Raw genomic sequence first — 17,407 nt, 5'->3', positions numbered from 1 at the left:
CGTGTGGTCAGCGTGTGGGCGGTGTTCGCGGTTACCCGAGCCGGCCCGAGCGGGCGCAGAAGCAGAGCCGGTTGCAGGTCCTCACCGCGCGCCTGGCGGGGGTGGAGCGGCGGATCGAGGCCGGGCATCCGGCAATTGTGGTTGGCGGGCGCCGTCTCGCGAAGAACAGGCACAACCTCGCTGACGCCGGGCTCACCGAGCGGCAGTGGCGGGAGCGGTGGGACGCGCGGCGCATGTTCCTCACCGCCGACGGGGAGTCCGGTGCGCCGTACGGGAACTACACGATCGCCGTCGACCCTGCTGACGGAACGGTCACGATCGTCCTGCCCGAACCGCTCAGGCACCTCGCGAACGCACCCCGGGGCCGCTACCGACTCGCCTGCACCGTCACCTTCAACCACCGCCAAGGCGAATGGCTGGACCGGATCACAGCCAACCGCTCAGTGCGCTACGACCTCGTGTGCGATCCCGATCGCGGACGCTGGTACCTCGACGCTTCCTGGTCCACCCCGGGAACACCTCTCCCCACCCCTGCAGAGCTGGCTGCAACCGGCGTCCGGCTCCTCGCCGTGGACCTCAACGCCGGGCACCTCGCCGCCTGCGTCGTCGACATCCACGGCAACCCCGTCGGCCGGCCCATCACCGTCACCACCGACCTCAGCGGCCCCACATCTCGGCGTGACGGGCGCCTCCGGCAGGCGATCAGCGAACTCATCCACCTCGCGCACCAGCACGGCTGCGCCGGTTTCGCTATCGAGAACCTCGGTTTCGCCGACGCCCGCGCCACCGGCCGCGAGACGATGGGACGCGGCAAACGCGGTAAGACCTTCCGGGCGAACTGTCGCCGGACTGCCCACGGCGAAGTTCCGCGACCGGCTTGCCGGCATGGCCCACCATGCCGGCCTGATCGTGGTCGCGGTCGACCCTGCGTACACCTCCCGCTGGGGAGCCCAGCATTGGAAGCAGCCGCTCCAGCAGCAATCGAAGACCGCTCTCGTTACCGGCCACCATGCGGCGGCGGTGGCGATCGGCAGACGTGCCCTCGGACACGGGACACGGCGTCGGCCAGGTGTGACCGCACGCGACCAGAGGATCGTCGCGCGGAGAGCTACCGGCCAGACCGTCACCGTACCGAGGGCACGCGGGACCGCGAGCCCGCCCAGGACCACAGGCACACCCCACCCGGGTGACAAGACCTGCCGGGGCCGAAGCGACCAACTCGCGCTGTTCCCCGTCCCCCAAAACCGTTCGGGGAGACAACCGGGCAACCCGGTACACGGCGATCAGGCCGGCACTGGCCAGCATCGCCAGGAATGGTAACCATGGGTCACGTATTCGATTCAGAAAGTGGTCGCACGCCCCTCGTGGCAGCGATGTGTCGTACCCCACACTGAGGTGCGGTGCACCCGTCCTCGGAGCCCTGTGGAGGTCGCCCCCGTGCAGACCCAGAGCCTGACCGTCACCGTCAGCCCGCCCGCCGAAGTGCCCGCGGCCGAAGAGCCCGAGGCCGAGGCCGACGCCATGCGCGAGGAGGAGGCCGAAGGGGCCGAAGAGGCTGAGGAGTTGGAGGGCCCGGAGCTGCTGGAGAAGGTGCCCGCGCCGCGCAAGCGCCCGGCGGAAGGCTCCGGCGGGGCGGGACCGTCCGCCGACCTCTTCCGGCAGTACCTGCGCGAGATAGGCAGGATCCCGCTGCTCACCGCCGTCGAGGAGGTCGAGCTCGCGCGGCGCGTGGAAGCGGGCCTGTTCGCGGAGGAGAAGCTCGGCAGCGGAGCCCCGCTCGACCTGCAGCTCACCCTCGACCTCGACAAGCTCGTGGTCATGGGCCGGATGGCCAAACGCCGCCTCATCGAGTCGAACCTGCGGCTCGTCGTCTCCGTGGCCAAGCGCTACGTCGGCCGCGGGCTCACCATGCTCGACCTGGTCCAGGAGGGGAACCTCGGACTGATCCGCGCCGTCGAGAAGTTCGACTACGCCCGCGGCTACAAGTTCTCCACCTACGCCACCTGGTGGATCCGCCAGGCCATGTCCCGGGCGCTGGCCGACCAGGCCCGCACCATCCGGGTCCCCGTCCACGTCGTCGAACTGATCAACCGCGTCGTGCGCGTCCAGCGCCGCATGCTCCAGGAGCGGGGGTACGAGCCCACCGCCGAAGAGGTCGCCGTCCACCTGGAGCTGACCCCCGAGCGGGTCCTGGAGGTGCTGCGCCTCGCGCAGGAACCGGTCTCGCTGCACGCACCCGTGGGCGAGGAGGACGACGTCGCGCTCGGCGACCTCATCGAGGACGGGGACGCCGCCTCCCCGGTCGAATCGGCCGCGTTCTTCCTGCTCCGAGAGCACCTCGAAGCGGTCCTCTCCACCCTCGGGGAGCGGGAGCGCAAAGTCGTCCAGCTCCGCTACGGGCTCGCCGACGGGCGGCCGCGAACCCTGGAGGAGATCGGGCGGATCTTCGGGGTGACCCGTGAGCGGATCCGGCAGATCGAGTCCAAGACCCTCAACAAGCTCCGCGACCACGCCTTCGCGGACCAGCTGCGCGGCTATCTGGACTGACGCGGGTCCGGACCGACGGAAAAGGGGCGCCCCGAAGGGCGCCCCTGCCGGTACCGGCCACAGGGCCGCAGCCCCGAACGGCCCCACGGCCCGACCTAGTCGACCTCGGCCACCGCCTGCGCGAACTGCGCCGCGTACAGCCGCGCGTACGCGCCGCCCGCGAGCAACAGCTCCCCGTGCGTGCCCTGTTCCACGATCGAGCCGCTCTCCATCACCAGGATCAGGTCGGCGTCGCGGATCGTGGACAGCCGGTGCGCGATCACGAAGGACGTACGGCCGTGCGCGAGGCGCGCCATCGCCTTCTGGATCAGCACCTCGGTACGGGTGTCCACCGAGCTCGTCGCCTCGTCGAGCACCAGGATCACCGGGTCGGACAGGAACGCCCGCGCGATGGTGATCAGCTGCTTCTCGCCCGCGCTGACGCCGGCGCCCTCGTCGTCCAGCACCGTGTCGTAGCCCTCGGGCAGGGTGCGGATGAACCGGTCGGCGTGGGCCGCCCGCGCGGCCTCCTCGACCTCGGCGCGCGTGACCTCGCGCGCGGCCCCGTAGGCGATGTTCTCCGCGATGGTGCCGCCGAACAGCCAGGTGTCCTGGAGCACCATGCCGATGCCGCCGCGCAGTCCCTCGCGGGTCATCTTCGCGATGTCCACCCCGTCGAGGGCGATCTCCCCGCCCGTGACCTCGTAGAACCGCATCAGCAGGTTGACCAGCGTGGTCTTGCCGGCGCCCGTCGGGCCGACGATCGCGACCGTGTGCCCGGGGTCCACGCTCAGCGAGAGGTTCTCGATCAGCGGCTTGTCGGGCTCGTAGCGGAAGGCGACCTTGTCGAAGGTGACCTGCCCGCGCAGGTTCTCCGGACGCTCCGGAACCTCCGCGTCCGCCTCCTGCTCCGGCGCGTCCAGCAGCTCGTAGACCCGCTCCGCGGAGGCGACGCCGGACTGCACCAGGTTCGCCATGGAGGCGACCTGCGTGAGCGGCATCGAGAACTGGCGCGAGTACTGGATGAAGGCCTGCACGTCACCGATCGACAGGGTGCCGGAGGCGACCTTCAGACCGCCGACGACCGCGACGAGCACGTAGTTGATGTTCGAGATGAACAGCATCACCGGCTGCATGATCCCGCTGACCAGCTGCGCCTTGAAGGAGGCCCGGTACAGGGCCTCGTTCTGCTCGGCGAACAGGGCCGCCGACTCCTTCTGCCGGCCGAAGACCTTGACCAGCGTGTGGCCCGAGTACATCTCCTCGACGTGCGCGTTCAGGGTGCCCGTGGACTTCCACTGCGCCACGAACTGCGGCTGCGACTTCTTGCCGATCTTCGCGGCCACGTAGGCGGACACCGGGATGGTCACCAGCGCGACCAGCGCCAGCACCGGCGAGATCCAGAACATCATCGCCAGCACGCCGACGATCGTCAGGAGCGAGTTGAGCAGCTGACCCATCGTCTGCTGGATCGTCTGCCCGATGTTGTCGATGTCGTTCGTGGCCCGGCTGAGCACCTCGCCGCGCTTCTGCTGGTCGAAGTAGGACAGCGGCAGCCGCGACAGCTTCGCCTGGAGCTCCTCGCGCATCCGGTAGACGGTGCCGTTCATGATGTGGTTCGACAGCCGGGTGGCGACCAGCATCAGCAGACCGGCGACCGTGAAGACGGCCAGCGCCCACAGCGCCACCGTCCCGACCGCGCCGAAGTCGATGCCCTTGCCCGGGGTGAAGGCGGTGCCGGACAGCATGTCCGCCATCCCGCCCTCGCCCCTGGCGCGCAGAGTGTCCAGCGCCTGCTGCTTGGTGAGGCCCTTGTCGAAGTTCCGGCCGACGATCCCCGCGAACACCAGGTCGGTGGCCTCGCCGAGGATCTTGGGCCCGGTCACCGACGCGGCGACGCTGCCGACGACCGCGAGGACCATGCCCCACAGCTTGGCCCGGTCGCGCGCCAGCGCGCTCAGCAGCCGCTTGCCCGAGCCCTTGAAGTCCATGGACCGCGTCGTCGGCGGTCCCATCATCATCCGTCCTCCGGGCCCGCTCACGCCGCCTCCGCTTCCGTCAGCTGGGAGAGCACGATCTCCCGGTAGGTCTCATTGCCGGCCATCAGCTCGTGATGGCGCCCCTCGCCCACCACCTGCCCCTCGTCGAGGACGATGATCCGGTCCGCGTCGCGGATGGTGGAGACCCGCTGGGCGACGATGACCACGGTCGCCTCTTCGGTCTCGCGGGCCAGCGCGGAGCGCAGCGCCGCGTCCGTGGCGTAGTCCAGGGCCGAGAAGGAGTCGTCGAACAGGTAGATCTCCGGGCGCTGTACGAGCGTGCGCGCGATGGCGAGCCGCTGGCGCTGGCCGCCGGAGACGTTGGTGCCGCCCTGGGTGATCGGCGCTTCGAGCCCGCCCTCCAGCTCGGACACGAAGCCCTTGGCCTGTGCGACGTCCAGCGCGTGCCACAGCTCCTCGTCGGTGGCGTCGGGGCGCCCGTAACGCAGGTTGCTGGCGACGGTCCCGGAGAAGAGGTACGGCTTCTGCGGCACCATGCCGACCGTCCTGGCGAGCAGCTCCGGGTCGAGGCGCCGTACGTCCTCGCCGTCGACGAGCACGTCGCCGCCGGTGGCGTCGAACAGCCGGGGGATCAGCCCCAGCAGCGTGGACTTGCCGCTGCCGGTCGAGCCGATCACCGCGGTGGTCTCGCCGGGACGGGCCACGAGGTCGACCCCGCGCAGTACGGAGGCCTCGGCGCCCGGGTAGCGGAAGTCGGCGCCGCGCAGCTCCAGCAGGCCGTGGCGGGCGAGCTCGCGGATCGGGTCGGTGGGCGGGACCACGCTGGAGTCGGTGTCCAGGACCTCCTGGACGCGCTCGGCGCAGACCTCGGCGCGCGGCACCATCATGAACATGAAGGTGGCCATCATCACGGACATGACGATCTGCATCAGGTAGGCGAGGAAGGCCGTCAGCTGGCCGATCTCCATACTGCCGGAGTCGATGCGCATCGCGCCGAACCAGACGACGGCGACGCTGGAGATGTTCACGACCACGATCACGGTCGGGAACATCAGCGCGAGCAGCTTGCCGGCCGCCAGCGAGACGCCGGTGAGGTCGGCGTTGGCCTCGCGGAAGCGTTCCTTCTCGTAGTCGTCGCGGATGAAGGCGCGGATCACCCGGTTGCCGGTGATCTGCTCGCGCAGGACCCGGTTGACCGTGTCCAGGCGCGTCTGCATGGCACGGAACAGCGGGCGGGTCTTCAGCACGATCGCGCCGACCGACAGGCCGAGGATCGGGACCACGGCGAGCAGCACGCCGGAGAGCTTCACGTCCAGCGAGAGCGCCATGAAGATGCCGCCGACGCACATGATCGGCGCGGAGACCATCAGCGTGAAGGTCATCAGCACGAGCATCTGGATCTGCTGCACGTCGTTCGTCGTACGGGTGATCAGCGACGGGGCGCCGAAGTGGCCGAGCTCGCGCGCGGAGAAGCTCTGCACGCGGTCGAAGACGCCGGCCCGGACGTCCCGGCCGAAGGCCGCGGCGGTGCGGGCCCCGTAGTAGACGGCGCCGACGTTGCAGACGAGCTGGACCAGCGAGACGCCGAGCATCAGCGCGCCGAAACGCAGGATGTAGCCGGTGTCGCCGTTGACGACACCGTTGTCAATGATGTCGGCGTTCAGCGTGGGCAGGTAGAGGCTCGCACTGGTCTGCAGGAGCTGCAGGAGGACCAGCACGGCGATCGGTTTCCGGTACGGGCCCAGATGGGTCCGCAGAAGTCGTATGAGCACGCGCAGGCTCCGGTCGGCATGATCGAGGGGGTTCACTCCATCTTCTGCCAACCAGGGGCCGGAACCCACCGCTTTTCGTAAAGGCCGGTCAAAAGGAGTAGGCCGCTCGCGGGAGGGCGTAGGCCGGTGCGCGCACCGGCCGCCGCCGAGCCGACGGCCGGTGCCGGGAGGACGATGGGGGAGGGGAGATCTCGGGACGGATCAGCCGTGGAGGAACCATGACGGCAGCCAAACGGGAGCAGATCCCCGTCCTCTTCGAGGGCAACGGCGCCGAACTGCGCGTGCTGGAGCTCGGCGGCGGTTTCTCCGTCGCCTTCGGGCGCTTCGACAAGGGTGTGGACATGACCCCGGCGTTCAAGGGCCTGCCCGACGACCTGTGTCCGTGCCCGCACTACGCCTACGTGATCAAGGGCCGGATCATGATGCACACGAAGGACGGGGACCAGGTCTACTCGGCCGGGGAGGCCTGCTACTGGCCGCCCGGCCACGCCCCGGTCGCCCTGGAGGACACCGAGTACCTCGACTTCTCGCCCACGAAGGAGTTCCAGGCGGTCGTCGAGCACGTCAAGGCGCAACTGGGCTGAGCCCCGGCCGGCCGGTCGGCCGCTAGAACGCCCCGGGGTGGATCTGGTCCCGGGTCGCGACGTACTGCTGGCGCGCACCCTGCCAGGCCGGGTACTCCTCGTCCGGCTCGAACAGCTGCGCCGCGGGCGCCGGCCACACCGGCGGGGTCTTCGAGGCCGCGCCGCCCTGCGCCAGGCCGAGCGCCCACGCGGCCTGCCGGGCCGCGCCCAGGGCCGCGTAGTCCGCCGGCGCCGGTACGAGGACCTGCGTCCCGAACAGCCCCGGCGCGAAGGCCTGTACGGCCGGCAGTTCCGCGGCGGCGCCGAGCAGGAACACCCGGCGGATCTCCACGCCGCGGCTGCGCAGCACGTCGAGCGCGTCCACCAGCCCGCACAGCATGCCCTCGAAGGCGGCCCGCGCGAGGTGCTCGGGCTTCATGGAGTCCCGGCGCAGCCCCGACAGGGTCCCGGCGGCGTGCGGCAGGTTCGGCGTCCGCTCACCCTCCAGGTACGGCAGGAGCACGAGTCCGTGCGCGCCCGGGGTCGACTTCAGCGCGAGCTCGCTCAGCCCGTCCAGATCGGTGCCCAGCAGTTCGGCGGTGCCGCGCAGGGCCCGTACGGCGTTCAGGGTGTTCACCACCGGCAGGTGCAGCCCGGTGGCGTCGGCGAGGGAGGTGATCAGCCCGCCCGGCTCCGACAGCGCCTCGTGGTGCACGGCCATCACCGATCCGGACGCGCCCAGCGAGACCACGGCGTCGCCCGGTCCCATGCCCAGCCCGAGCGCGGCCGCCATGGTCTCGCCGGTGCCGGCGGAGATCAGCAGCCCCTCGGGCGTGGTCCCGGCGGCTTCGGCCGGGCCGAGCACCTCGGGGAGCAGCGCCCGGTGCCCCAGCGCGAGCTCGACCAGGTCGGGGCGGTAGGCGCCGGTGGCCGCCGACCAGTAGCCGGTGCCGGAGGCGCCGCCGCGGTCGGTGGTGCGCCGGGCCGGGCGGCCCAGGAGCTGCCACACCAGCCAGTCGTGCGGGGACATCAGCACGGCCACCCGCCGGGCCGCCTCGGGCTCGGTACGGGCCAGCCAGGCGAGCTTCGCCACGGGCTGCGCCGAATGGGGGACGGAGCCGACGGCCTCGGCCCAGGCCTGCCGGCCGCCGAAGGCCTCGATCAGCTCGGCGGCTGCGGCCTGTCCGCGCTTGTCGTTGCCGATCAGGGCGGGACGCACGAGGCCGCCCTGCGCGTCCAGCGGCAGCAGGCCGTGCTGCTGCGCGGAGACCCCGATGGCCTGCACACCTTCGAGGAGGCCGCCGCCGGCGGCCTCGCCGAGCGAGAGCAGCCAGGCCTGTGGATCGGTCTCGTGCGGCACCGCCTCGCCGGTGGGCTGCGGATGAGGGGCGTACCCCTGGCGCAGCACGGCGCCCGTCTCGGTGTCACAGACGACGATGCGTGTGAACGCGGAAGAGCTGTCCAGCCCGGCGACTATCCCCATGCGGAGAATTCTGCCGCACGCGGGGGCGGACTCGACCGCCCCGGCGTGCCCGGGACCCGCTCCGCCCCTCGTGCGGGACCGGACTGGACCCCGCGCAGGCGACCGGGCGGGGCCGGGCGGGGCCCCGGTGCGGGGCCCTCGCAGGAGGGACCCGCGCTCCGGACCGGGCCGGTCAGGTGTTGCTGGTGCCCCAGTCGTCCTCGCCCGCGCCACCGCCGCCGGCCCGCGCCCGCAAGCCCCGTACGCGTCCGGCCAGTGCGTCCGGCATCGCGTCGCCCACCTTGTCGCTCACCGCGGCGTACGCCTTGCCGGCGAACTCCCGACCGCTCTGACCAGCGCTCTCGGCCGCGTTGCGGACCGCGGGGTTCTGCGCGAACTCTCGCGCGGACTTCTTCAACTGTTCATACCGCTCGCGTCCGGCCCGGGTCCCGAGCACGTACCCGAGGGCCAGCCCGACCGCGAACGTGACCTTGTACCGCATGCCTGCCACCCTTCGTCGTGTGGTGCCCGGCCCGCTGGCGATACCGATTGGCGGAGCACCCCCCTGCTTGCGCTAATCTATGACTCGCAACGGGCGCTCGCCCCCTGGCCAAGGCCAGAGGTGGGCCGTTCGGTGCAACGCAGCAATCCCCTGTAGCTCAATTGGCAGAGCAGCCGACTGTTAATCGGCAGGTTACTGGTTCGAGTCCAGTCGGGGGAGCGCAATCCCCTGTAGCTCAATTGGCAGAGCAGCCGACTGTTAATCGGCAGGTTACTGGTTCGAGTCCAGTCGGGGGAGCAAGAAGGACGAGGACCCCAAGTGGGTCCTTTTTCTTTTTTCTGCCCTCCGCGCGCAACCGGACAGGGCCCGATGCGGTCTCTCTGGGCAGGCGAAGCCGATCATGCGAGGCATCCGAGGCAGGAGATCGTATGAGCGGCTATGCTGCGGCAGACGGCGCGCACACATGTACGCGCCACGCCGTGAAGGGGCGGTAGCTCAGCCGGTTAGAGCAGCGGACTCATAATCCGTCGGCCGTGGGTTCGAGTCCCACCCGCCCCACCACTGCCCGTGGTCGCAGGAAGGTTTCACCTCGTGTGAGCTGCGTCCACCGTGCATCACCGGTTCTACCGGTCCCTCAGGGAAATGCGGCAGAGAGCCGTACGCGCCTGGTCTCTACCGCTCGCGGACGCCTGCGACCCGTCGATGACGGCGTCGGGCCGTTCGTGGAGGGTTCAGGCGGAGCAGCCGCTGGTTCAGGGCGTGTCCGCGGAGGGGGCTCCCAGCGTTGCCGCCGAGTTCATCGCGTCCAGGAGGGCGGCCTTCGCGCGGGCCGGGTTCACCTCGGTGCGGGCGATGACGGTCGGGACGGCGATGCCCGGCATGAGGAGGCGCCACATGCGGATGACGCGGTCGTACAGGTCGGCCCGGTCCTCGCTGGCGACAGCCGAGTAGGTCTGCATGCCCGTACACGCCTCGACCACGAACTCGGCCAGTTCCGCGGGGTCGATGCCCGCCTGGAGTTCGCCCTTCTCGATGGCGACCCGCAGACAGTCGGCCATGATGCGGCTCCAGTCCTGGTACGGGGCGATGTCGCGGGAGCCGAAGGCGCCCTGCTCGTTGGTGAGGCGTACGCCCGCCCGCAGGAGGACGTCGGTCTGGAGCTGGTGGGCCCAGACCAGGGTGATGTCGACCAGGCGCTGGAGACCCTCGGAGGAGAGCCAGGGGATGATCGAGTCGGGCTGCGCGTTCATGACCGCGCGGGCCAGGTCTTCCTTGGACTTGAAGTGGAAGTACAGGGCGCCGGCCGTGAGGTCGGCTTCCGCGAGGATGCGGTTGATGCTCGCGCCGGCGAACCCCACCTTGTCGAAGACGACGGCCGCAGCCCGGAGGATCTCCTTGCGGGTCTGGATGGCCCGTTCCTGCTTCGGCCGCTGCACCACGATGCCTCCTAGAACAAACAGAACATTTCTTATGTTACGTAAGGATTGCCAGTGGTGCCACTCCCCCTGTGTTGAGGGGAGTGTGCGGGAGGATCGGGCAAGGCGGAGTCGGATGCTATCAGTCGCCTTGACCGGAAAAGGATGCTCCTGGGCACCCTTGCTTGGTGAAGTGATGGTCTTTCCTTTGCCATCTATTTACTCAAAACAAAACGAGCATTCTTTATTTTCGTGGCTGGAACAGCGTCTGCTTCTCGGGGGGATCCCAGATGTCCGTCACCATCGCCAGAGCCAACCCAAACGACCTGCACGCCCTGCTCGCCACCTCGGTTCCCGGGGAGTTCGTCCACAAGACGGTGCAGTCCGAAGTGCTGCTGACCGGGTGGTTCCCGGTTGAGCCCGACCGGTTCCGGGTCACCGCTCGCTGGCCCGTCGACCACGCCTTCTACGAGCCGGTGAACGGCTATCACGACCCGTTGTTCATCGCCGAATCCGTACGGCAGACCGTCCCGTTGCTCAGCCACGTCGCCTACGACGTGCCTTTCGGCCACCGCCAGACGTGGAGCACCTTCCGCTACGAGATCGACCCCGCCCCCCTGATCGCCAAGACCGAGGCGGCCGAGGTCGAGATGGACATCCGCTGCTCGGACGTCGTCCGCCGCGGCGGACGGCTCGCCTCCGTGCGGATGCGGGTCGAGATGACCGTCGACGGGGTCCGGCTGGGCTGGGTGGAGACCGCCTTCTCCAACCTCTCGCCCACCGTCTACCCGCGCCTGCGCGGCCCCTACGCCGACATCGCGGAGGCGGTCCGGCGGGCCGTTCCGCTGGCCCCGCCGCTGGCACCCAGCCGGGTCGCCCGCTCGCGCTTCGCCGACGTGGTGCTCTCGCCCACCAACGCACCGCAGCGCACTCAGCTCCGCGCCGACCACTCCCACCCGTTCCTGTTCGACCACCCGGTCGACCACGCGCCCGGCATGCTGCTCCTCGAAGCAGCCCGGCAGGCCACGCACGCCGCGGCCGGGAAGCGGCCGGTGATCGCCACCGCGATGGACGTCTCCTTCGCGCAGTACGTGGAGTTCGACGCGCCCTGCTGGATCCAGGCCGAAGCCGTCGGTGACCGGGTGCGCGTCCACGCCGAGCAGAACGGCGTCCGCGCCTTCAGCGCTCTTGTCACCGCGACCCCGGTCCCGGCGTTCCTGCGCAACGCCAGGCCGCCGGTCGCGGCCCCGGCGGCGGCCCCGGCCGAGATCCCGGTCGCGGCCCCGGCCGAGATCCAGGCCCGAGTCCCCAGGCAGCGCAGCCTCTGGGCATTCTGACCGGACCCGACCCGCACGACCTCGTTCCGACAACCAGCCCATCACGGGGGATCCACATGCTTCAACCGCTCGCCCATCTGCGCCTCGCGGCCGTCAACATCGACGGGGTCGTGCTGGAGGACACCTTCAGTCCGGTCATCCACCACTTCCTCGTCAGCCGCGGCTGCGCGTACACGGCCGACATCGAGCGCAGCATCTTCTCGCAGCCGCGCGCCATCGCCGGCCGGCTGCTCGCGGAGGCGATCGGCGGCACCATGACCGGCGCGCAGGCGCTGGAGGAGTACTTCGAGGAGCGGGCGGCGTACGTGGCCGCGCATCCGGTACGAGTGAGCGACGGGGCCCTCGAGCTCCTCGGACGGCTGCGGGCGGCGGGGCTCGGAGTCGTCTGCTACGGCGGCCTCGCCAAGGACCACTTCGACACCTTCCTCGGCGCGCACGCCGACCTCTTCGACGGCCCCGGCTACCTCTGCACCGACTCCTGCCGGCCCGGACTGCGCGAGATCGCAGCCGAGTTCGGACTCGCGCACGACCGGGTGCTCGTCCTCGACGACGTGGCCCGGGTGGGGGAGGAGGCCGGGCGGCTCGGGATGGCGTTCGTCGGGCACCCGAGCGGCTTCGAGCACAGCTTCCAGGGGCAGTTGATGCGGGAGGCGGGGGTCCGGCACGTGGTGGACTCGCTGCACTCCGTCGACGCGGAGCTGCTGCAGATCCTCGACAAGGAGGCCGCCGCCTCCGCGTCGGCGCATTGAAGACCGGTACGGCAAAGGGGCGTTGCGAGCACATGAGCGGTGAGAAGTTGCTGAGCGGCAAGGTGGCCATGGTCACGGGGGCATCGAGCGGCATCGGGGAGGCGGCCGCCCGGTTGTTCGCCGCGGAGGGGGCCGCCGTGGTCCTCGTCGCCCGGCGGAAGGACCGGCTCGACGTCCTGGTCGACGAGATTCGCGCAGCGGGCGGCCGGGCCGTCGCCGCCCCCGCCGACGTGGAGTCCTCCCGCGATGTGGAACGTGCCGTGGCGACCGCGGTGGACGCCTTCGGCGGCCTCGACGCGGCCTTCAACAACGCCGGTTACGCGACGGCGGGGAAACCCCTGCACGAGATCGACGACGAGGTCTACGAGCGGACCGTCGGGGTCAATCTGCGCGGGGTGTGGAACTGCCTGCGCCACCAGGTGCCGGTGATGCTCGCATCCGGTTCGGGCGGCTCGATCGTCAACACCTCCAGCGTGGCCGGCCTGAAGGCCACCGGTGCCTCGGCCGCGTACGTCGCCGCCAAGCACGCGGTGATCGGGCTGACCAAGGCGGCCGCGCAGGACTACGCCCGCCAGGGGATCCGCGTCAACGCGCTCGTCGTGGGCTGCACCCGGACCGAGATGATGGACGGGGTCCTCGACGCGCACCCGGCGCTGGAGGAAACCTTCCTCTCCCACTCGATGCAGCACCGGATGTCCGCGCCGTCCGAGATCGCCCAGGCCGCGGTCTGGCTGTGCAGCGACCGTTCCTCCTTCGTCACGGGCACCGCTATGGCCGTGGACGGCGGGGCCAGCGCCTTGTAGGCCGGTCGTCGGGGAAAAGCGTCTCCTTTCGGGGGCGGCCGGGGTCTCCCGGCCGCCCCCGAAGGCGTTCCTGTCCCATCGTCCGTGCTCACCTCCGATCGCTTTTCCGTCAATGACGCACCAGGGGTCAGAAAGTAGAGAACGTTTGCTATGTTTTTTGGAATGAGAGACGGGGGGCCGGCAGCGAGGTAGGGGGTCAGGTGGATGGCGATCCAGGGGAGGGCCGTGCGGACGCGCGGCGCGCTTGTCCGGGCGGCGGCGGCGGAGTTCGACGTGGCCGGCTACGAAGGTGCCAGGCTGTCGCACATCAGTGAGCTGGCGGACGTCTCGATGGGGGCGCTGACCTTTCATTTCCCTGCCAAGGCGACTCTCGCGGACGCCGTGGAGGAAGAGGGCCTGGCGATCACGAAGGCCCTGGTGGAGCGCCTGTCGGACGGGCGCGCCCCCGGCTTCGAGGCGGTCGTCGAACTGACCGTCGGGCTCGTGGGGCTGCTCGAGGAGGACCTCGTCGTACGGTCCTGCGTGCGGCTCGCCAGGGAGCGTCCCGGCGGCGGGGGGCGGTGGGTGGACGTCTGGCTCCCGGCGGTGCGCGACCAGCTGTCCCTGGGGGGCGCGGGTGGGCACTCGGCCCTGATCGAGGAGGTCCGGCAGGGGATGGCGGACCTGGTCGTATATCTGCTCGCCGGTGCGGAATCGCAGGTCAGGGTCGGTATCGGTGCGCAGGTCGGCGTGTCCCGCAGCGCCGGCCAGCGACTGGAGCGGATCTGGCGTCTGATCCTCGCGGGCGTCCTGGCCGAGCAGGTCTGACGGGGCAACTCGCTCGCTCTCTTCTGGAGTGGGCGAAAACCACTAGCAAAACAAAGCGAGCGTTCTGTATTGTTCTCGTGTGTGGGGGCGATCCGGCCTCCAAGGCGCGTGCCCCTCGGGCGCCCGCTTGGCGCATCGCAGAGAAACGGGGAAGTCCGTGAAAGTAGCGGTGGTTGGAGCCGGCGGCATCGGCGGCTACTTCGGCGGCCGTCTCGCCGCGGCCGGACAAGACGTCCGGTTCATCGCGCGGGGACGCCACCTGGAGGCACTGCGGCGCGACGGACTCACCGTCGAAGGCCCGGCGGACGGCTCCGGCGGCTTCTCCGTCGCCGCGAAGGCGCTGCGGGCGACGGACGACCCCGCCGAGATCGGGCCGGTGGACTTCGTCCTCCTGGCCGTCAAGACCTGGCAGTTGCCCGCCGCCCTGTCCCTGCTGAAGCCGCTGGTCGGGGACGGTACGGCGGTCCTCACCACGCAGAACGGGGTCGGCGCGCCGGCCGAGGTCGCGGAGGCCTTCGGCAGGGAAGCGGTGCTGCCGGGCAGCGCGAAGATCATCACGTATCTGGCAGGACCCGGCCGGATCCGCCACGTCGGCGGTCTCGGCTCCCTCACCTTCGGCGAGTGGGACGACCGTCCTTCGGCGCGGGTCGAGAAGCTCCGGCAGGCGCTCGACGGAGCCGGCGTGACGGCCGTTGTCCCGAAGGACATCTGGGCCGAACTCTGGGCCAAGTTCCTGTTCGTGGCCCCGTTCGGCGCTCTCGGCGCGGTCACCGGTGCGCCGATCGGCGCCCTGCGCGGCCGACCGGGCACCCGGCGGCTGCTCGCGGACGCCATGACCGAGATCCAGCGGGTGGCCCTGGCCGCCGGCACCGCGCTGCCGGCCGACGTCGTCGCCGGCACCCTCGCCTTCGTCGACGCGCAGCCCGCCGAGGGCACCTCGTCGCTGCAGCGCGACATCGCCGCCGGTCTGCCCTCCGAGCTGGAGGCGTGGACGGGCGAAGTGGTCCGCCTCGGCGCCCGCCACGGCATCGCGACTCCGATCAACGGCCTCCTCTACGAGGCGCTCAGCCTGCGCGAGGAGCTCGCCGCCGAGCGCCGTGCCGGGGCGGGTGCGTGATGACTCCCCGTATCGACGCACCCGGCAGCGAAGGATCCCGTACGGCAGCCGCCGAGATCTCGGTGGACCTCGCGATCGTCGGCGCCGGGCCGGCCGGCCTCTACGGCGCCTACTACGCCGGCTTCCGCGGCCTGTCGGTCGCGGTGATCGACGCGCTGGACGAGCCCGGCGGGCAGGTGTCCGCCATGTACCCGGAGAAGCTGCTGTACGACGTGGCCGGGCACCCCGGCATCAAGGGCCGGCACCTGGTCGACAACCTGCTGCGGCAGGCCGAGCCCTTCGACACCACGTACCTCCTCGGCCGCACGGCCGTCAGCCTGACGCCGCGGGGGAGCGGCTGGACGCTCGGCGCCGACGACGGCACCCGGGTGCTCGCGGGCGCCGTGGTGATCGCCGCCGGACTCGGCCGGTTCGTCCCGCGCAAGCTCCCCTGCTCCATCCCCTACGAGGGCCGGGGCGTCGCCTACCACGTGCCGCGGCTCGACGCGCACGCCGGTCGGGATGTGGTGGTCGTCGGCGGCGGCGACAGCGCCGTCGACTGGGCGCTGGCCCTGGCCCCGATCGCCCGGAGCGTGACCCTGGTGCACCGCCGGGACACCTTCCGCGCCCACGACTACAGCGTCCGTCAGCTGTTCGCCTCGTCCGTACGGGTCCTCACCGACGCTCAAGTCGTCGCCTGCCACGGCACCGACCGGCTGGAGCGGGTCGAGATCCGCGCCGGGGAGGAGTCCCTCGTGCTGCCGGCCGGTTCGCTGGTCGCGGCGCTCGGATTCTCCTCCGGGCTCGGCCCCGTCGCCGGCTGGGGCCTGGAACTCGAACACCGCCGCCTCCGCGTCGACCAGTCCATGCGGACCAATCTCGCGCAGGTGTACGCCGTCGGCGACGGCTGTACCTATCCGGGCCGGGTCCCCCTGATCTCGGTCGGCTTCGGCGAGGCGGGGACCGCCGTCAACCACGTGGCGGTGGCCCTGCGGCCGGGCCAGCGGCTCGCGCCCGAGCACTCGTCCGACACCCACCCCGGGGGCGTCCTCTCCGTGCCGGAGCCGGTCCCCGCGTAACCCGCCCCAAAGGCACGCCACTTCAACCTGCCCAGAGGGGGCTTGGAAGCGATGATCCTCCACACACTCACCCTCATGCCCGACGGAGTGGCGATAGCCCTCCCGAAGGGCTCGCCGCTGACGGACATCGAGTACGAGACGTCCGAGCCGCTGATCCCCTTCGGCTGCCGCTCGGGAGCCTGCGGGGCCTGCGTCGTCGAGGTCATCGACGGCTTCGACGCCCTCGGCGAGAGCGACCCCGAGGAGACCGACTTCCTGGAGGACCTGGGCTGGGCGGGCGGCAACCACCGGCTCGCCTGCCAGTGCCGCCTCCTGGAATCCGCGACCGTCCGCGTCGTGGAGAACTAGTTCACCCGAACCCCGGTCCCACGCGCACGCTCCGAACCTTCGAAACCACCCAGACCAGCCAAACCATCCGAAACTTCCGGACGACCCCGATCAGGAGAATGCCATGAAGAACCGTGTGACGAACGCAGGTTATGGAAACCGCAAGCCGTTCCTCAGCGCCGCCGCAGCGGTCGAGCTGCGGGCCGAGATGGACCGGCAGATCGACGCGCAGGTCGTCGAGTGGTACGCCAACGTACCGGCCGCGGCCCACCTGGAGAGCAAGAACGTCGACTCCGCCTACTACAAGCGCAACCTCATAGAGACCGCCTGGCGCATCCGCCTGCTGCGCGTCGCCGAGGCGAAGGCCCTCACCGAGATCGCCAAGCAGAGCCCCGAGGCGGCGCAGATCTGGGCGAACTACGAGCAGGAGGAGATGCTCCACGACGAGCTCTTCATCCAGGACCTCGCCAAGGTGGGCGTCTCGCGCGAGGAGTTCCTCGCAACCGAGCCGTACCTCACCACCAAGCTGCTCGCCGGCTACTTCTCCTACCTCCTGGACCACGAGGGACCGCTCGGCGTGGTCGCGTACTCCTACCTCGTCGAGTACGTGAACGTGAAGCTCGAGCCGCGCAAGCTCGTCGCCCTGAAGGAATCGATCGGCGAGCAGAACATCGGCGGCCAGATCAGCCACTCGCACACGGACATCAACGACGACCACCCGGGCGAGGTCTGGGCGGCGGTGCGCCACCTGATCCGTGACGAGCAGGACATCGAAGCCTTCAAGAAGTACCTCCAGGAGCACCAGACCGTTCTGGCCCTGTACTTCAAGGAGCTCGCCGACAACACCGTCGCCGCGGACGAGAAGGCCGTCGCCTGACCGTGCCCGGTACGGGAGGGGGGGGAGGGAGACGGTCGGCGCCACCAGCGCCAATCAGGCGGGCTCCCTACAAGAGAAACGAAGAAAGAACG

At 70.5% G+C, this 17,407-nt stretch carries 16 protein-coding genes and 3 tRNA genes; 14 read left to right on the top strand and 5 right to left on the bottom strand.

Annotated elements, in window-relative coordinates; all coding sequences use genetic code 11:
- Positions 1-71: 71 nt before the first annotated feature.
- Both ACFWBW_RS23945 and ACFWBW_RS23940 read left to right on the top strand, forming a co-directional pair.
- Positions 72-1,190 (top strand): hypothetical protein, encoded by a 1,119-nt coding sequence (locus ACFWBW_RS23945; RefSeq protein WP_385375693.1) that lies wholly within the window; start codon positions 72-74, stop codon positions 1,188-1,190.
- Positions 1,191-1,338: 148 nt separating this feature from the next.
- Positions 1,339-2,547 (top strand): RNA polymerase sigma factor, encoded by a 1,209-nt coding sequence (locus ACFWBW_RS23940; RefSeq protein ID WP_385375758.1) that lies wholly within the window; start codon positions 1,339-1,341, stop codon positions 2,545-2,547.
- A 95-nt stretch (positions 2,548-2,642) separates the two neighbouring features.
- On the opposite strand, the gene ACFWBW_RS23935 is transcribed toward ACFWBW_RS23940, so the two are convergent.
- Positions 2,643-4,568 carry an ABC transporter ATP-binding protein gene (locus ACFWBW_RS23935; RefSeq protein ID WP_385375690.1) on the bottom strand — a complete coding sequence of 642 codons (1,926 nt, stop codon included), beginning with the start codon at positions 4,566-4,568 and terminating at the stop codon, positions 2,643-2,645.
- Positions 4,565-6,298: an ABC transporter ATP-binding protein gene (locus ACFWBW_RS23930; protein ID WP_385375687.1), complete on the bottom strand. Its 1,734-nt coding sequence runs from the start codon at positions 6,296-6,298 to the stop codon at positions 4,565-4,567. Before ACFWBW_RS23930 ends, ACFWBW_RS23935 begins: the two co-directional genes overlap by 4 nt.
- A 218-nt stretch (positions 6,299-6,516) precedes the next feature.
- Between ACFWBW_RS23930 and ACFWBW_RS23925 the strand changes: the two genes are divergently transcribed.
- Complete coding sequence (locus ACFWBW_RS23925) at positions 6,517-6,882, top strand: hypothetical protein (protein WP_385375684.1); 366 nt, start codon at positions 6,517-6,519, stop codon at positions 6,880-6,882.
- Between the two features lie 22 nt (positions 6,883-6,904).
- Here ACFWBW_RS23925 and ACFWBW_RS23920 read toward each other — a convergent pair whose 3' ends face one another.
- Positions 6,905-8,344 (bottom strand): FGGY family carbohydrate kinase, encoded by a 1,440-nt coding sequence (locus tag ACFWBW_RS23920; RefSeq protein WP_385375682.1) that lies wholly within the window; start codon positions 8,342-8,344, stop codon positions 6,905-6,907.
- A gap of 172 nt (positions 8,345-8,516) precedes the next feature.
- Positions 8,517-8,825: a YtxH domain-containing protein gene (locus tag ACFWBW_RS23915; RefSeq protein WP_385375679.1), complete on the bottom strand. Its 309-nt coding sequence runs from the start codon at positions 8,823-8,825 to the stop codon at positions 8,517-8,519.
- 146 nt (positions 8,826-8,971) lie between these two features.
- On the opposite strand from ACFWBW_RS23915, the gene ACFWBW_RS23910 reads away from it, so the two are divergent.
- The 3 genes from ACFWBW_RS23910 to ACFWBW_RS23900 all read left to right on the top strand — a co-directional run bounded on the left by ACFWBW_RS23910 (position 8,972) and on the right by ACFWBW_RS23900 (position 9,386).
- Positions 8,972-9,044, top strand: a tRNA-Asn gene (locus tag ACFWBW_RS23910).
- A gap of 5 nt (positions 9,045-9,049) precedes the next feature.
- A tRNA-Asn gene (locus tag ACFWBW_RS23905) sits at positions 9,050-9,122 on the top strand.
- Positions 9,123-9,309: 187 nt separating this feature from the next.
- A tRNA-Ile gene (locus ACFWBW_RS23900) sits at positions 9,310-9,386 on the top strand.
- A 191-nt stretch (positions 9,387-9,577) separates the two neighbouring features.
- Here the strand turns inward: ACFWBW_RS23900 and ACFWBW_RS23895 are convergent.
- Positions 9,578-10,261: a ScbR family autoregulator-binding transcription factor gene (locus tag ACFWBW_RS23895; RefSeq protein WP_385375755.1), complete on the bottom strand. Its 684-nt coding sequence runs from the start codon at positions 10,259-10,261 to the stop codon at positions 9,578-9,580.
- 269 nt (positions 10,262-10,530) lie between these two features.
- Here ACFWBW_RS23895 and ACFWBW_RS23890 point away from each other — a divergent pair, with 269 nt between their 5' ends.
- From ACFWBW_RS23890 to ACFWBW_RS23855, 8 genes are all read left to right on the top strand, one after another.
- On the top strand, positions 10,531-11,577 hold the full coding sequence (locus tag ACFWBW_RS23890) for a ScbA/BarX family gamma-butyrolactone biosynthesis protein (RefSeq protein WP_385375676.1): 1,047 nt from the start codon (positions 10,531-10,533) through the stop codon (positions 11,575-11,577).
- 56 nt (positions 11,578-11,633) lie between these two features.
- Positions 11,634-12,326 (top strand): HAD family hydrolase, encoded by a 693-nt coding sequence (locus ACFWBW_RS23885; RefSeq protein ID WP_385375673.1) that lies wholly within the window; start codon positions 11,634-11,636, stop codon positions 12,324-12,326.
- Positions 12,327-12,358: 32 nt separating this feature from the next.
- A complete protein-coding gene (locus ACFWBW_RS23880) occupies positions 12,359-13,129 on the top strand; it encodes an SDR family NAD(P)-dependent oxidoreductase (protein WP_385375670.1) in 771 nt (256 codons plus the stop codon).
- 204 nt (positions 13,130-13,333) lie between these two features.
- Complete coding sequence (locus ACFWBW_RS23875; RefSeq protein ID WP_385375668.1) at positions 13,334-13,936, top strand: TetR family transcriptional regulator; 603 nt, start codon at positions 13,334-13,336, stop codon at positions 13,934-13,936.
- Between the two features lie 157 nt (positions 13,937-14,093).
- Positions 14,094-15,053: a 2-dehydropantoate 2-reductase gene (locus tag ACFWBW_RS23870; protein ID WP_385375665.1), complete on the top strand. Its 960-nt coding sequence runs from the start codon at positions 14,094-14,096 to the stop codon at positions 15,051-15,053.
- Positions 15,053-16,111: an NAD(P)/FAD-dependent oxidoreductase gene (locus ACFWBW_RS23865; protein WP_385375752.1), complete on the top strand. Its 1,059-nt coding sequence runs from the start codon at positions 15,053-15,055 to the stop codon at positions 16,109-16,111. Before ACFWBW_RS23870 ends, ACFWBW_RS23865 begins: the two co-directional genes overlap by 1 nt.
- Before the next feature lie 75 nt (positions 16,112-16,186).
- The gene (locus ACFWBW_RS23860; RefSeq protein WP_385375663.1) at positions 16,187-16,459 is read left to right on the top strand and encodes a 2Fe-2S iron-sulfur cluster-binding protein; all 273 of its coding nucleotides are present in this window, start codon (positions 16,187-16,189) and stop codon (positions 16,457-16,459) included.
- A gap of 103 nt (positions 16,460-16,562) precedes the next feature.
- Positions 16,563-17,315, top strand: coding sequence for a hypothetical protein (locus tag ACFWBW_RS23855; RefSeq protein WP_385375660.1), 753 nt, complete (start codon positions 16,563-16,565; stop codon positions 17,313-17,315).
- Positions 17,316-17,407 lie beyond the last annotated feature (92 nt).

This window comes from Streptomyces sp. NPDC059957 (assembly GCF_042730015.1).
In the GTDB taxonomy this organism is placed as follows: Bacteria; Actinomycetota; Actinomycetes; order Streptomycetales; family Streptomycetaceae; genus Streptomyces.
Note: the sequence above shows the minus strand (reverse complement) of the source record. Positions and strands in the feature narration are given on the sequence as shown.